Here is a 16,096-nt window from a genome sequence, read left to right on the forward strand (position 1 = left end):
GATTGATCAAGTGTACAAATCTGATTGTTTCTGTGGATAAATAGGGGATAAATTTTTTAATAACTGCCCGTACCCTGCATAAATACAGGCAGTAAGAAACTCAAATTCAAGTGATAATGACGTAAAGTCAATTTTAAAAAATGTGATCGTTTGATGTTTTATTAAACCAAATCAAACTTCCAGTTTCACGAATTCGAGTTATGGGTCGATTGTGTGTGCACCATATAATTCACATCGACATTTGGCGCTAATCGGAATTTGTCAGTGATTGGATTATAATGTAGGCCAATCATATTTTTGCTACGCAAATCGGTTTCATCAACCCAACTGAGTAGTTCTGATGGGCGAATAAACTTATTCGCATCATGTGTGCCTTTCGGTACCATATTTAGAATATACTCCGCACCTACCACCAGCATAAACCACGCTTTTTTATTGCGGTTGATGGTTGAGAAGAAAACATGTCCACCAGGTTTCACCAGTTTTGCACAGGCTCTGACAACAGAAGATGGATCAGGAACGTGTTCTAACATCTCCATACAGGTGACAACATCGTAGGTTTGTGGGTTTTCATTTGCATGGTTTTCAACGGTATCTTGAATATAAGTTACAGGAATACCTGACTCTAGTGAGTGTAAGCGTGCAACTTGTAATGGCTCTGTGCCCATATCAAGCCCAGTAACTTCAGCGCCGACACACGCCATACTTTCAGATAAAATACCGCCACCACAGCCAACATCGAGGACTTTTTTTCCAAATAAGCCGTCAGCGCGTTCTTGGATATAGTTAAGTCTTAGTGGGTTTATACGGTGCAATGGTTTAAATTCGCCCTCAAGATCCCACCAGCGTGATGCGACGCTTTCAAACTTGTCGATTTCATGCTGATCAACGTTAGCATGTAAAGAGGTTGTTTTATCATTCATCAGAAAGTATTACTCCTATTTTCATATTGTCATGATTCTACCAACGTTAGACGGCGAAATCGAAGAGAATAGCGAAAGGAACATTAATTTAGTCGTTTCCGTTTTCCCAAAATTGACGATTTGTGGTATAGTTCTAAACCTTTGAATCCGTAGTATGAGGGACAGTGGCTCCATGAGCGACATTGCCAGAGAAATCACACCAGTTAATATCGAAGAAGAGCTGAAAAGCTCATATTTGGATTATGCGATGTCTGTTATTGTAGGACGCGCATTACCCGATGTTCGAGACGGACTGAAGCCAGTACACCGCCGAGTTCTTTTCGCGATGAATGTACTAGGAAACGATTGGAATAAACCTTATAAAAAATCAGCCCGTGTTGTTGGGGATGTTATCGGTAAATATCACCCGCACGGTGACAGTGCTGTTTATGAAACGATTGTTCGTTTAGCACAGCCTTTTTCTATGCGTTACATGTTGGTTGACGGGCAGGGTAATTTCGGGTCAGTTGATGGTGACTCGGCGGCTGCAATGCGTTATACCGAAGTTCGTATGGCGAAAATCGCCCATGAACTGCTGGCGGATTTGGAAAAAGAAACGGTTGATTTTGTTCCTAACTATGACGGAACAGAACATATTCCGGCAGTTATGCCAACCCGTGTTCCAAACTTGCTAGTCAATGGTTCATCAGGGATTGCGGTCGGAATGGCAACAAATATTCCGCCACATAATCTAGGCGAAGTTATCGACGGTTGCCTTGCTTATGTTGATAACGAAGACATCACAATTGAAGAGTTGATGGAACATATTACGGGGCCTGATTTCCCAACAGCGGCTATTATTAATGGTCGTAGAGGAATTTTAGATGCTTACCGTACTGGTCGCGGAAAAATCTATATCCGTGCTCAGGCTGATATCGAAACTGATGAGAAAACCGGTCGCGAAACAATTATCGTAACGGAAATTCCTTATCAGGTGAATAAAGCGCGTTTAATTGAAAAAATTGCAGAACTTGTAAAAGATAAACGTATTGAAGGTATCAGTGGATTACGCGATGAGTCTGATAAAGACGGTATGCGTATTGTTGTTGAAATCAAACGTGATGCTGTGGGTGAAGTGGTATTAAATCACCTATTCTCACAAACACAAATGCAAGTTTCTTTTGGTATTAATATGGTTGCGCTTCACCAAGGGCAGCCAAAATTATTAAATCTAAAAGAAATTATTACTGCTTTTATTCGTCACCGTCGCGAAGTCGTGACTCGTCGTACTATTTACGAATTACGCAAAGCGCGTGACCGTGCTCATATCTTAGAAGCGCTAGCTGTTGCATTGGCAAATATTGACCCAGTTATTGAACTGATCCGCCAAGCACCAACACCAGCAGAAGCAAAAGCCGCGTTAATTGCACAACCTTGGGATTTAGGTAGCGTTTCTACTATGTTAGAGCGCGCTGGTGACAGCAATGTTGCTCGTCCTGAATGGTTAGAACCACAATATGGTGTGCATGACGGTAAATACTATCTTACAGAGCAACAAGCTCAGGCTATTTTGGATCTGCGTTTGCAGAAATTAACAGGCCTTGAACATGAAAAGCTGTTGGATGAATACCGTGACTTATTGCTCCAAATTGCTGAATTATTACATATCTTAAGAAGCCCTGAGCGTTTGATGGAAGTCATTCGTGAAGAGCTAAATGCGATTAAAGATCAATATAACGATCCACGTCGTACTGAGATCACCGAAAATACAGCAGATATTAATATCGAAGACCTGATCAATGAAGAAAATGTGGTTGTCACGCTTTCTCACCAAGGCTACGTTAAATATCAGCCTCTTACCGATTACGAAGCACAACGTCGTGGCGGTAAAGGTAAGTCAGCTGCAAGAATTAAAGAAGAAGACTTTATTGATCGTCTGCTGGTAGCTAACACTCATGACACGATTTTGTGCTTTTCAAGCCGTGGTCGCCTCTATTGGATGAAAGTTTACCAGTTACCAGAAGCAAGTCGTGGTGCTCGTGGCCGTCCGATTATCAACTTATTACCTCTTGAGCAAAATGAACGTATTACGGCTATTTTGCCAGTGAGAGAGTATGAAGAAGGTAAGTTTGTCTTCATGGCAACGGCAAGTGGTACAGTGAAGAAAACACCTCTGCAAGATTTCAGTCGCCCTCGTAGTGCGGGTATTATTGCCGTCAATTTAAATGAAGGCGATGAGTTAATCGGTGTTGACTTAACTGACAGCACTAACGAAGTTATGCTGTTCTCTGCTGATGGTAAAGTTGTTCGCTTTGCAGAAGATTGTGTTCGTCCAATGGGTCGTACTGCGACAGGTGTTCGTGGTATGAAACTGAGTGGTGACGATAAAGTCGTTTCACTGATTATCCCTCGAGGTGAAGGTGATATTTTAACTGTAACTGAAAATGGTTATGGTAAACGAACTGCTCAAAGCGAGTATCCAACGAAGAATCGTGCTACACAAGGCGTTATCTCCATTAAAGTGAGTGAACGTAATGGCAAAGTAGTCGGTGCAATTCAAGTTGAAGAGACTGACCAAATTATGATGATCACCAATGCAGGTACTTTAGTTCGTACTCGTGTTTCAGAGGTCAGCATTGTTGGACGTAATACACAAGGTGTTACCTTAATTCGTACAACAGAAGGTGAGTTAGTTGTTGGCTTGCAACGTGTTGAAGATGAAGATGATGCATTAGATGATGATGAAGTTAATGAGGTTATTGCCGATGTGTCATCAGAAGAAGCTGATTCAGATTTAGCAGATGATGCAGACGAAGAATAATATTTATCATTATTGTGATGTATAAATAAAAGAAAGCAGGCATAATTGCCTGCTTTTTTTATGTGGTAAGATCAGTTTATTATGAGAAAGAATAATCCTGATGATAAAGATCATATCATTCAGACATACAGCAACTTCTGCTAGAATAGAATAAGTTTCTTATGCGGTAAGAATATTGATTAGGGTGGTTGTTTGAGATATCTCTCGTCCTTTAAGACATCGTTAAAAATTTCCCGCTACCTTTTTCGCATATTAGGTATTATGTTGTGGGCAATGGGTGCATTGCTAACCATGTTTTACCTTATCAATATTTTCAATGATACTAAGTCTGATATTCGTCAGGAGTATAGTAATAACTATACAAATCTTCTTAGTTTCTTTAGGCAAACCTCAAGCACTATCCGTGATTTACAATATCTCGCTGAACGTCACCAAGAGCAAATCAATTTAAATCCAGGCATGAAGAATTCATTATTTTATGAAGGACCGTTTTCACTTCATAAGCTTAATGAAACTGCAGATTGTGAATTATTTAAAGGGCAAACGAACAACTATTTCCGCTCGTTTAATAGTATTTTATATTACTGGAAAGATAATACGCCGGCATTATAAGGGATAAACCAAGTTTTTATGGTGGGTTCTCACAGTATGTGTATGATTAATTTTCCTTTACGTGCATCACCTGTCGATACTGAAATGTTGAAAAAGATGGTTTACGAAAATACGCGTAACTACATTAATCAACGAGCACAAGGCAAAGAAGTTAACCAATACTGGATAGTGCCTGACGCAAAAGGAGATAGTGGCATTTTATATGTTATGTCACCAGTTTATGCTTCAGGTAAATTTATTGGTTTAATTGGTATTGAAAGAGCAATTCGTCTTGAATATTTCTCTCCAGCCAAAGATAGAGTGATTTCTATCCATCTTCTGAATAGCAGAAATACTGCGGTATTAAGCTATCCTGCAGAAAATAATTATCGTTTTGTTAAGCAAGTTGCTGATGTGAGTGCGCCTTATTTTGGTTTTGACGAAGATTTCAGCGAATTAGTTGCAAAACGAAAACTGTTACCATCCTCTTTTAGTGTCGTGTATTCATTACCACTGAAACAAATTCTAAATGAATTTAAATTTACTATTTTTAATGCGCTGATATTAAATATTATTTCAGCCATTTTCATTTTTATTTTTGTATGGATTTTTGAGAGAAAAATATTTTCACCGGCAGAAAACAACGCTTCTCGATTAGAAGAACATGAACAGTTTAACCATAAAATAGTGGCATCAGCACCTGTCGGAATTAGCATTCTGAGAATACGGGATGGCATGATCATTTTAAGTAACGAATTAGCACATAATTATTTTCGGTTGCTAAGTCACAGTGATAAGCAAAATATTTTATCTATTATTGCTGAGAAAAGTAGCAATATGGTTGATGTAGTGACGAATAACCGTAATCATTTACAAATTAGTTTTGTTAATTCACGTTATCAAAATGAAGATGTGGCTATCTGTGTTTTAGTGGATATTAGTGCTCGCGTTAAAATGGAGCGTTCATTACAAAATATGGCAACAGCAGCAGAACAGGCTAACCAAGCAAAATCAATGTTCTTAGCTACAGTGAGTCATGAATTACGTACACCGCTTTATGGTATTATTGGTAACTTAGAGTTATTACAATCTTTTGCGCAAAATGATGATACAAGTCGATTATTAAAAACGATGGATAACTCCTCATCACTGTTGCTAAAAATTATTAGTGATATTCTCGACTTCTCAAAAATTGAATCTAAACAGTTAAAAATTGAGATAAAACCGTTTAATTGCCGCCAAGTACTTTCTTTTGTTATTTCTAACTATTTACCTCTGATCGCGAAAAAAGGTTTATCCATTTACTGTTTTATCGAGCCTGATGTTCCTAAAATTGTTAATAGTGACCCTGTTCGTGTACAACAAGTTATTTCTAATCTATTGAATAACAGTATTAAATTTACTACGACAGGGTGTATTACCTTGCATCTTTATAAAGATGAATATTACTTGTATTTTGATATTCATGATACAGGACGAGGGATAGGTAAAAAGGCATTACATGAGCTTTTTGAACCATTCTTCCAAGTTTCACAAAATACAGAAAGTGCATCCGAAGGTACAGGGTTAGGTTTGGCTATTTGTGAAAAACTGATTAACTTAATGGACGGCGATATTAGTGTTGTTTCACAAGAAAATATTGGTAGTCGCTTTACCGTTCGAATACCACTTTATGGTGCATTAGATGAGAGTGGGCTGTCTTCCAAAAAAGACATTTATAAAGAAAGTACAATTCGTTGCTTTATTGATATAAAAAATCTTTATTTAGAAAGATTTATTAGCCGATACCTCAATTACTTTGGATTGAGCTGTGAATTATTAACAGAAGAAACAATTCTATCTTCAACCGATTTTATCATTACAGACTATGATGATTCGAGAAGTCATAATTGCCAATTTATTAGGATTGATGAGCATTATTTCGAGCCATCTAAAAAAATAGCTGAAAATATCTGGGTATGCAGTACTTATAAATTGAATGAATTAACAAAGATAATACTGCAATTACCACAAAATAAAATAGACCTAAACTGTGTTGATATGATTGAACTCAATACAGATTGTGGCTTACCAGTATTGACTATTTTGATTGTAGATGACCATCCCATAAATCGCTTATTGCTGACCGATCAACTGAAAAAAATAGGTTTTAATACAGCAACTGCTGAAGACGGCTGTGATGCATTAACCTATTTAGCAAAAAATCATGTCGACATTATTCTGACCGATGTCAATATGCCAAATATGAATGGTTACCAGCTTGCAACACATATACGAGAAATGGGGAGTGATATGCCAGTGATTGGGGTAACGGCGAATGCAATAGCAGAAGAGAAGCAACGTTGTATTGACGCAGGAATGAATGATTGTGTGTCTAAACCAGTATCACTTTCTATTTTAAGAGAAGTACTGGTAGGACATATTCCTAAAGAATAATTCACGTAGCTGCCATTTAAATGTGTAAATAAAGTTAAAGACATGGATAAAATTGAATGTAGGGAGCACCAATAAGATATCTTACAGGTTCTAGAGCAGGAGCAAATAAACGGTGGGTTATAGTGTATACTACACCTGTTTGGTGCTTAGTTAGCGGAGGAATAAAGACAAAAAAGCAGAGAAGCTCCACAGTGGGTTGAGCTTCCTGATTTTATCGGTACTGTAAACGGTAGCTTGAAAAGGTTAATCTGGTCCGTTAATTTCCTTATCAATAGTGACTGATGATAAGTAATTAAGTAGTGCGATATCGTTATCAACACCCAGTTTCATCATAGCTGATTTTTTCTGGCTACTGATCGTTTTAATACTACGATTAAGTTTTTTCGCAATCTCCGTGACGAGAAAGCCTTCAGCAAATAATCTCAGTACTTCACTTTCTTTCGGTGATAAACGTTTATCGCCATAGCCATTCGCATTTACTTTTTCAAGTAGCTTTGCGACGCTTTCAGGCATAAACTTCTTGCCTTTTTGCAGTGCTGCCAATGCTTTAGGAAGGTCTGTCGGAGCGCCTTGCTTAAGCACAATACCTTCAATTTCAAGATCAAGAACTGCACTTAAAATAGCAGGGTTATTATTCATAGTAAGTACAATAATCGACAAATTCGGGTAATGTCTTTTGATGTACTTAATTAGTGTAATACCATCACCATACTTATCGCCTGGCATAGATAAGTCAGTAATTAATGCATCTGCATTTAGCTTAGGTAAGTTATTGATAAGTGATGTAGAATCTTCAAACTCACCAACCACATTAACCCATTCAATTTGTTCTAAAGATTTACGAATACCGAATAAAACGATTGGGTGATCATCGGCAATAATAATATTAAGGTTATTCATGTTTAATTGTTACCTTGCTGCAGCAACTGTTGAATCCATTTATCCAGTTGAGTGATACGTTCTTCGATCTCTAATTCATTATGATTTTTTATGTCATGCTCTAAATATTCACAGCTTTCTCTGAGATATTCTAAATCTAACATGGCAAAAACCCCTTTTAGACGATGAGCTGTCTGGGCTAGAGAATGAAAGTCTTTATTTGTTGCTTCTAAGTGTAGTTTCTCAACATCAATAGGAACAGTACTGATAAATAGTTCCTTATAATCACTACCATTCAACTTCTTCCTATAATTATTAAGAATTACTTCGTAATTATCAAGGTTATTATTTTCATCCAAAATACTCTCTTCATTTGTATCTAGAGAAAATGACGCATTTTCTTCAATTAAATAAGTAATAGCTTCTATTAAAGGATCACCGAAGTTATAGTTACACTTTATTAAATTTTTTGATATTTTTTCAAATCCAACAATAGCGCTCATTAATAATATTGTTGGGGACTCTGGGCTATCATCCAAAGTATCTTTAAGTATGATATCGTATTCGGGATAAAGATTCTCTCTATTTTTATCAAAGTATGTCGCGCCATATTTATCAAGCTGTTGACAGATGATTTTTTCTATTTCAGGGTTTTTTATGGCGATTTTTGCGTTTATTCCTTCTAATAATACGTTAAAAGTCCGTTCTTCCGTATCTATATGCTGGTATGGAAGTACAATTCGGAAATGAGAACCAATACTTTCTTGGCTTTTAATTGTTAACTCACCTTGAATTTTATTACATAACAAATGACATAAATAAAAAATAATCCCAGAATTGGAATAATATTTATCTCCGATTGCTTGCCCTAGGAATGGGTATTTTATATTAGCAATATCTTGTGGGGTTAGCCCACTTCCACTATCAATAATATCAATAACTATTTCTTTTTTATCTTGATCTTTATTTTTAACTAAATTTAGATTAACAGTTATTTTTCCATAGTTAGTCGTACTAATGGCATAATTAATCAATGATAAAATAATCTTACTTAATGCAGGGCCATCATTAATTAAAAGTAAACCCGGTCTTATATTATTATGGAAATAAAGGGTTAAACCTTTTCTTATCATAAACGGTGATGCCGTTATCAAAATGGATTCAACTAATGTTGAAAGCTCAAACTCATCCTTGTGAATTTTCCATTCCTGGTTTTCTAACTTATTAATTAACGTAATATTTTCTATCCATTCGGAAATGTAATTTGTCTTTTCTAATAATAAGCTAAGTAATTGCTGATGGGTGCTTTCGGGCAAGAGTTCTTTGAATTGATAAACCATCTCATTTATATCTTTGATTGGACGCATTAATTCTAATGACATATTAGATAAGATTTTACGTCGTGCGATGGTGTTTTTTTCATATTCTTGCTGTGCTAGTTGTAATTTTTTATTGATGAGTGCTTCATTGTCTTTATTCAGAAATATGAATAATGACGTATTGTCAATATTGCTATTATTGCTGGTTCTAATCTCATAAATTTCATTATTGATCGCGGTTTGGATTAAGCCATTATGCTCAATCGCCATTTGACGGATCTTTGACAAGTCGATATGAGGCAATAGTTTCTCAGCATGGCTGTTGCTAATAATTTTATGGTTGGAGGAGAAATTGTAGACTAATAATCCGATTGGAAGATTAGAAATGATATCGTTAGTCATCTCTTCTTTAATTCGCAGATTACGAGTCATTGAGATATAAGGGAAAACATACTTGTTACGTATATAGATGTGTCCGAACACAGAAATTGAAATAAAAGCAAGTAGGCTGATTAATAACCAGATATTTTTATAAGCGATCTCTTTAATCATCAATTTCAACGGATATTCATAAGAGAGTGAGTAGGGAATACCCGCAATAGGTTGAGAAAAAATTAAAGAAGAGCCATCAGTTGAGATCTCAATATTGTTTTTATCATAGACAGACTGCTGGCCTGTCGGTAGTAATCTTAAGTAGTGTGGTGATAACTCTGAAGGTAAAAAATTATTAATAGGTAAATCAAAGGCCACCACGCTAGTAAGTTGCCCTGGTACATTAAACATAATACGGTAGGTATAGTAATAGATATTTTCTGTAGACATCTTTCTAATAGGAGAAAGACTCTCTTTTTCATCTAATGCGGTTGATTGCATCAACAGTTCAGAGCGTTTGTTTTCAGCAGTTAACGTTAAGTAGCTTTCTTTGTAACGAATTTCTGGTTTTAGTACAGAGTGAGTGGTAATTAAAATAAGATCATTTCCTTTACCATTTAGATAATAAAGTGAACTGTAATCATTACGCACACCCCAGATAATTTCGAGTGAATTTGCAAACCGCTGTGCTAGTTGGAAAGTTTGTTCATTGGGTTTACCAAATATAATGGCATCAATTGTTTGATCTCGACCTTCAAGCCAAAAGACATCAGAACGTAGTTTTATTGGGTTAAGTGGTAAGGGGGGAAAGGCAGAGGTGTCTGATACTTTATTTGATAACTGAAAAAGCTGATTAGAGTGATAACGGTAATCTTCAACCTGTAAAGCAAATTTATGAGTCGTGTTGTTGATAGCATTTTTCTTACTATCTAGCCAAGTATCAAAATAACTGTAAGCGTATAGAAAAAGAGATATGACCATGAAAAGAAGAAACAGGGCATATAAACGAGTTAGTGTATTTGGCTTGAGTTGGTTCAATGTACGCATTCAGTTTGCGAGCCTTTAAGAAACAATGTAATTAAAAAAGAAAAGTTGAATAAACAATCACCATTATTCAGCCATTATATTAACAGGTTATCGCTTTAAAAGGGATATTCGGATGAACTTTGAGCAAACAAACAAAAAAAGCATATTTTTTTACAATAGAAGCTAGACAGCAGGGGCAGAGATAGGCATAATTCCGCGCTATGGAAGGATGGCCGAGTGGCTGAAGGCAGCGGTCTTGAAAACCGCCGATGGGAAACCATCCTAGAGTTCGAATCTCTATCCTTCCGCCAGAATTAGCCGGCTTAGCTCAGTTGGTAGAGCAACTGACTTGTAATCAGTAGGTCACCAGTTCGACTCCGGTAGCCGGCACCATATAAGAACCCGTTATCTCGTAAGAGGTAGCGGGTTTTTTCTTACCTATGTTTTATTTACCATCATCTTTTTAAGTTTTTTTCCTTCTCTGTTGTTCCATCTATCTCACAATACCTTCTTGTTTATTATTTTAAATTATCAAAAATTAACCACTATATTAGTGGGTTAGCATTTTTTAAACAAAATCAGACTGAAGATTGAGCAAACAGATAAAAAAGTCATTTTTTTTACAATCAGGACTAGACAGCGAGGCCAGAGATAGGCATAATTCCGCGCTATGGAAGGATGGCCGAGTGGCTGAAGGCAGCGGTCTTGAAAACCGCCGATGGGAAACCATCCTAGAGTTCGAATCTCTATCCTTCCGCCAGAATTAGCCGGCTTAGCTCAGTTGGTAGAGCAACTGACTTGTAATCAGTAGGTCACCAGTTCGACTCCGGTAGCCGGCACCATATAAGAACCCGTTATCTTGAAAGAGATAGCGGGTTTTTTCTTTGGTTAAATCTTAATGATAAAGCATGTATGTACTGAAAAAACACCACATTAATAAAAAGATGGTGGTGTTTTTAAGCATTACAATGATTACCATCCCATAACTGACCAGTTAAATACACGCCCCAAGATTTTTACTTCTTCTAATGTTGAACGCTCATCAGGGTAATCAATAGTGTTATAGCTACGGATGATAATGGTGTTATTGGGAAGTCGATGTAAAATTTTGACTCTCAAAAGATCACCTTGTTGAATAGCATAAATACCGCCATCAATAATTTTTGTATGTCCTGTACTGATAGTGACGATTGATCCATCAGGAATAACTGGGGACATACTGTCGCCATGCACTTTAAAGGCAACGGCATCGCTAGGTTGTACACCATAGCGATTAAATGTAGAACGAGAAAATCTCAACAATTCCACCTTTTGATTATCAGTGGTACAACTTCCGAAACCGGCAGCTAATTCAATAGTCGTATAGAAGGGGATTTCAACTTCATCTCGTTCTATCGGGGTATTATTGTCCCAATCATTAACCGGTGTCATTTCATTGACTGAAATGCCATCATTTCTTTTCGCTCCTCGTCCATACTCTAACCATTCTGGTCGAATATCTAACCACTGACTTAGGGCTAAAATGTTGGTTGAGTCAGGAATTGATTCACAATTTAGCCATTTCCATACAGCTGGCGCGCTCACTTTTATGCCTTGTTCAGCGAGTGCATCTGTAATTCTTTTACCTAATCCACGACCAGCGATCCCTGAATCTAAACACGCTTCTTGAAGTCTTTTTGTAAACTCCATTTTATTGTCATTTTTAACCATTGGTTAATTTCCTTTGCTACTTGACGTCACTTTGGTTAAAATATAACATTAACTACCAGTTAATAAAAGTAGAAAAAATACAAAAAAAGTAACTAAATAAACCAATACAAGAGTGGTAAGTAAAAAATCACGTTGAGATAACGCCGTAAAATGCGGGTGATTTAGATGCATAAATGCCATGCCTTGTCGTGGTACATGGATGACCAAATTAGTAATGATAGGAAATCAAAAGGAGCATTAAATGAGACTAGCAGACTTACCTAAATATTTTTCACCAAAAAGCATTGTATTAAGTGATGTAAGAACCGTTAAAGCGGTAGATTCGCTTTCTGTGACGGATGTGATGACATCAATTAGTTTAGTTACGCGAAAAGGGCGTATGGGCATAGAGTTGTTTTTAGCTAAACATAATATTAATCATCCAGATGAAGCGATAGAAAGTCTTTATCAATACGCGTTAACTCAGGCATACCAATATAAAGCGATTGATAAACTAACTGAAAATAATAAAGCCAAGGTTTTACATATTATTGCCAATTATGCCTTTCAAGATTATTCAAGAAGTGCAGCAAGCAAAAAAGTTTGCCCTGATTGCAGTAATGGATTTATTGAAGTTGACGTTTTTACTACCAAAAGCTATACATCAAAACCAGTTAAAAGGTTTGAGCGAAATCTTAAAAATGCACTTAAAGTAAAACCAACAAATAACATTTCTTATCGAGAAGTCAGAGAGATAACTCGTGTCGTTTGCCCAACGTGTAAAGGGAAAGCTGAAATTCGCTTAGCTTGCCGTTGTCATGGCCGTGGCCAAGTTTTGGATAAAAAAGAGAGTGAAAAACAGGGCTTGTCAGTTTTTAAGCCTTGTAGCAAATGCGCAGGACGCGGATATCCTCGTTTAAAATTCAGTGAAGTATTAGCGCAAGTACAAACGGTGGTGAGTGTTTCTAAAACAGTAGCATACAGTAACTATAAGGCATTATTTGAACATTTAGTGGAAGAATGCTTTAAAGAAGAGTCTTTATCAGAAAAAATTCTTCAAGAAGTAACTATTAAGTAATAATTTTCTCTATTTATTTATTTTTTTAGAAAATAGTTATTGACTTTCAGGAAAAATAAACATACCATACCTCCACAGTGAGAGATTTGTATCTAAAGACCTCACGACAGAATATAAAAAGCCCCTACTTAAAGTGGGGCTTTTTTTGTATCTGTATTTTCTTAACGAATACAAAGTAACAATATTTGTTAAAGTTTATTTTCAATTGAAGGCCACAATGTGGTCTTTTTTTATATCCGCCATTTATCTAATTAGATAAATAAAACATAAACATACTCATGTTAAAACCGCGCTTAAATTTAAGTGCGGTAGATGAGTATCTTATTTATTACATTTCCTCCTATTGGAGGTAAGCCGTGAGAAACAATGAAAGAAAATCCAGATCTATGGGAACAGATATTTATTGTTCTTTCTTCAATGAAAGAACAAGGGATATCAGCCTCTCTAGCTGGAGGAATGGCTATTCTTCGAGGTTTATATAACGGCGGAGGATGGAAAAAAACCTCTATAGATGGGTTGATGTGTGCAATGTTTGCTTGGTTTATTAAAGATATTCTCATTTTATTTAATATTAATCATGAGTTTGCTTACTTAGCCAGTGTTTTTATTGGCTATATTGGCGTGGATTCCGTGAGTAAACTTCTCAAAGGAAGAGCTGGAGTTAAAAATGGCTAAAATAGCACGGGGTGAGCGTAATAATAATCCTGGTAATATTCGGCATGGTTCACAATGGCAAGGGTTATCTGTAGAACAAACAGATAAAGATTTTTGCCAATTTATTTCGCCCGAATATGGAATACGAGCTATCTACAAATTATTACAAACCTATCAAAAAAAATATGGCTTAAATACGATTAAAACGATTATTCATCGTTATGCTCCGCCTAACGAAAATAATACAATAGGCTATATTAATCGTGCCTCAAAAGAAATAGGTATTGAAATTGATACTCCTATTAATACCCGATTAAAAAATGTCACTATTCCTTTAGCAATAGCGATTGTTAATATTGAACTTGGCTATCAACCTTATTCCAAAAAAGTCTTTGACGATGCTTGGTTGCTATTATGAATTATTTATCAAAAATAATGCTAATAACAATTTTATGTCTAGGTATAGGATTATTTTGGTTAATTGATAAAAATATATCTTTGAAAAATGAATACGATGATATTTATCAATCTCTTATTCAAAAAATTGCAGAGAATAAAGATTATCAATTAAGAATTAATCGACTTAATCAACTTGATAATCAACATACACAGGAACTTGTTCATGCGAAAAATGAAATTGGTCGGTTGCGTGATATTAGTGAGCGTACACCTGAGCGGGTGTACATCAACGCAGAGTGTCCCAAAGCGCCAATTACTTCCTCCTCCAGCTTGGATGATGCAAACGCCGCCAGACCTACTGGCACCGCTATCCGAAATTATTGGTTACTCAGAGAACGAATTGCGAAGTCAGAACAGATCATTTTAGGTTTACAGGATTATATTCGCCAAGAGTGTATTAATTGAAAATATTTTTATACGACTGATGAAATAAAAATAACTAATTAATTTTTAAATAAAAGGAGAGTTATATTAAGGAGGTAAAATGAAAGATAATGATATTAATATTGCCATTCGTGAACAACTATTAAAACAATTTAACTCAGCAAATATTAGTGTTGAGGTTATTGCTGCTTTTCATCCGGAAAAAAATAAAAGATAGTAACCTTTTTATTTTTTTCCAATAAAGGAAGTTGGCCAAGGTTGGCAAAAAATAAATTATAATATTCAAGGTAATAATGCAAATCATAAAGAACAAAAACTGTTTGAATTAACATTCCAGTTTCAAGGTTTTATTAAACAACATTCAAATTTAACAGCAGGTGATTTAGTTAGAATGACTCGAATGATTATTAACTCGCTGTCTTTTGTTGAATCAATGAGAAAAATGGGAATTGGTATACAGCGAGCGACCGATATTATAAGCCATTAAGTGGAGATGTTACGGTAACATCGCAAGATATTTTTAATGGTCAGCTATTTTAATTGGCGTGAATCAAAATTTAAATAGCTATAAAACAGCAGGTATCTATTTTTAATATAGATTGAATAATAGAAGTAAAAAATAATAGAAAATTATTTTTAACGAAATTGTTTTATCTTATTTTATTATCACTATCAATTCCCATGGGAATATAGTCATTCACCTCTTTCATTAAATTCTCTTTAATCTAATAGATAATATCAGCAATGACATTATCACTAAACATATTTTAGCGATAATTATAAAAACAGTTCTCTATTTTATAAAATAAATATGATTCACAATATACTAATATTACTTAATGAAATTATAATTTAAATTTAAAACAGTAAATAGTCATTATTCTAATTTAATAGAATATAACTATGTTTATTAAATATAATGTTAAGAACTAGCTGAAAATAGAAAAAATAAGCGCCATAGGGAAGCTAAGTGGCCAAGTGAGTGCGATTAATAATGCACTGAGAAGGCGCATAGCAAGACTGGGATCTTTCGTTAAAAAGAAAGTAATAATAAACGAGATCACAGCTCCAATAAGGTAGCTTATTCCAATAATAGCGATAGCAGACATAACGAATCATTCAGTAAATAGACTGTGGCGATTGTACTCCAAAATTGTTAAATAAACAGAGGAATAGGGCAAATTTTTCGATAAATGTCATAAGGAATGTGTGATTTTTAAACATTCATCTCACTTTTGATCGCTAGTTTTCTTGGGTTTTAATGACACAAGGTAGTAACAAATTTAAAATTATAAAAGTAAAAAATAGTTGTAGTGGATTGATTTTAATGGTTATTATTTAAAATTTTTATTGTCATTAGACCTTTATCTTAAAAGCTTAAATAAGAGGCCTTGGATTTTTTTTAGTAGTTTTAGTATAAAAATTAAAATTTTCGAATGCTGATTTTTAAGGCAAGATAAGAATGATTGCGGGGGAAATATGTTGT

11 protein-coding genes, 4 tRNA genes and 1 pseudogene are annotated in these 16,096 nt (G+C 35.4%); 11 read left to right on the forward strand and 5 right to left on the reverse strand.

Annotation, left to right across the window (positions count from 1 at the left end):
• Positions 1–185: 185 nt before the first annotated feature.
• A complete protein-coding gene (gene ubiG, locus GWJ05_RS11960; RefSeq protein WP_036935614.1) occupies positions 186–923 on the reverse strand; it encodes a bifunctional 2-polyprenyl-6-hydroxyphenol methylase/3-demethylubiquinol 3-O-methyltransferase UbiG in 738 nt (245 codons plus the stop codon).
• A gap of 172 nt (positions 924–1,095) precedes the next feature.
• Here ubiG and gyrA point away from each other — a divergent pair, with 172 nt between their 5' ends.
• Positions 1,096–3,723, forward strand: a complete 2,628-nt coding sequence (gyrA, locus tag GWJ05_RS11965) for a DNA topoisomerase (ATP-hydrolyzing) subunit A (protein WP_087802121.1) — start codon at positions 1,096–1,098, stop codon at positions 3,721–3,723.
• 261 nt (positions 3,724–3,984) lie between these two features.
• Positions 3,985–6,750: pseudogene (gene rcsC, locus GWJ05_RS11970) on the forward strand (two-component system sensor histidine kinase RcsC).
• Positions 6,751–6,993: 243 nt separating this feature from the next.
• Here the strand turns inward: rcsC and rcsB are convergent.
• The gene (gene rcsB, locus GWJ05_RS11975) at positions 6,994–7,650 is read right to left on the reverse strand and encodes a response regulator transcription factor RcsB (protein ID WP_036935620.1); all 657 of its coding nucleotides are present in this window, start codon (positions 7,648–7,650) and stop codon (positions 6,994–6,996) included.
• A 2-nt stretch (positions 7,651–7,652) separates the two neighbouring features.
• Positions 7,653–10,367 carry a phosphotransferase RcsD gene (rcsD, locus tag GWJ05_RS11980; RefSeq protein WP_087802123.1) on the reverse strand — a complete coding sequence of 905 codons (2,715 nt, stop codon included), beginning with the start codon at positions 10,365–10,367 and terminating at the stop codon, positions 7,653–7,655.
• 202 nt (positions 10,368–10,569) lie between these two features.
• On the opposite strand from rcsD, the gene GWJ05_RS11985 reads away from it, so the two are divergent.
• From GWJ05_RS11985 to GWJ05_RS12000, 4 genes are all read left to right on the forward strand, one after another.
• Positions 10,570–10,657, forward strand: a tRNA-Ser gene (locus GWJ05_RS11985).
• A gap of 6 nt (positions 10,658–10,663) precedes the next feature.
• A tRNA-Thr gene (locus GWJ05_RS11990) sits at positions 10,664–10,739 on the forward strand.
• Between the two features lie 279 nt (positions 10,740–11,018).
• A tRNA-Ser gene (locus GWJ05_RS11995) sits at positions 11,019–11,106 on the forward strand.
• Between the two features lie 6 nt (positions 11,107–11,112).
• Positions 11,113–11,188, forward strand: a tRNA-Thr gene (locus GWJ05_RS12000).
• A gap of 130 nt (positions 11,189–11,318) precedes the next feature.
• On the opposite strand, the gene GWJ05_RS12005 is transcribed toward GWJ05_RS12000, so the two are convergent.
• Positions 11,319–12,056, reverse strand: coding sequence for a S24 family peptidase (locus tag GWJ05_RS12005; protein WP_036935624.1), 738 nt, complete (start codon positions 12,054–12,056; stop codon positions 11,319–11,321).
• Positions 12,057–12,297: 241 nt separating this feature from the next.
• Here GWJ05_RS12005 and GWJ05_RS12010 point away from each other — a divergent pair, with 241 nt between their 5' ends.
• From GWJ05_RS12010 to GWJ05_RS18810, 5 genes are all read left to right on the forward strand, one after another.
• Positions 12,298–13,113: an antitermination protein Q gene (locus GWJ05_RS12010; protein WP_036935626.1), complete on the forward strand. Its 816-nt coding sequence runs from the start codon at positions 12,298–12,300 to the stop codon at positions 13,111–13,113.
• Between the two features lie 366 nt (positions 13,114–13,479).
• Positions 13,480–13,788, forward strand: coding sequence for a phage holin, lambda family (locus GWJ05_RS12015; protein WP_036935628.1), 309 nt, complete (start codon positions 13,480–13,482; stop codon positions 13,786–13,788).
• The gene (locus GWJ05_RS12020) at positions 13,781–14,185 is read left to right on the forward strand and encodes a structural protein (RefSeq protein ID WP_087802125.1); all 405 of its coding nucleotides are present in this window, start codon (positions 13,781–13,783) and stop codon (positions 14,183–14,185) included. Before GWJ05_RS12015 ends, GWJ05_RS12020 begins: the two co-directional genes overlap by 8 nt.
• Entirely contained in the window at positions 14,182–14,631 is a 450-nt protein-coding gene (locus tag GWJ05_RS12025; protein ID WP_103004582.1) for a lysis protein, read from the forward strand. Before GWJ05_RS12020 ends, GWJ05_RS12025 begins: the two co-directional genes overlap by 4 nt.
• Before the next feature lie 217 nt (positions 14,632–14,848).
• Positions 14,849–15,097 carry a phage gateway protein gene (locus GWJ05_RS18810; RefSeq protein ID WP_413686725.1) on the forward strand — a complete coding sequence of 83 codons (249 nt, stop codon included), beginning with the start codon at positions 14,849–14,851 and terminating at the stop codon, positions 15,095–15,097.
• Between the two features lie 442 nt (positions 15,098–15,539).
• Here the strand turns inward: GWJ05_RS18810 and GWJ05_RS12030 are convergent, their stop codons facing one another.
• Positions 15,540–15,719: a GhoT/OrtT family toxin gene (locus tag GWJ05_RS12030; protein WP_036935633.1), complete on the reverse strand. Its 180-nt coding sequence runs from the start codon at positions 15,717–15,719 to the stop codon at positions 15,540–15,542.
• Positions 15,720–16,096: the final 377 nt, after the last annotated feature.

This window comes from Proteus sp. G2626 (assembly GCF_009915985.1).
Taxonomy (GTDB): Bacteria; Pseudomonadota; Gammaproteobacteria; order Enterobacterales; family Enterobacteriaceae; genus Proteus; species Proteus vulgaris.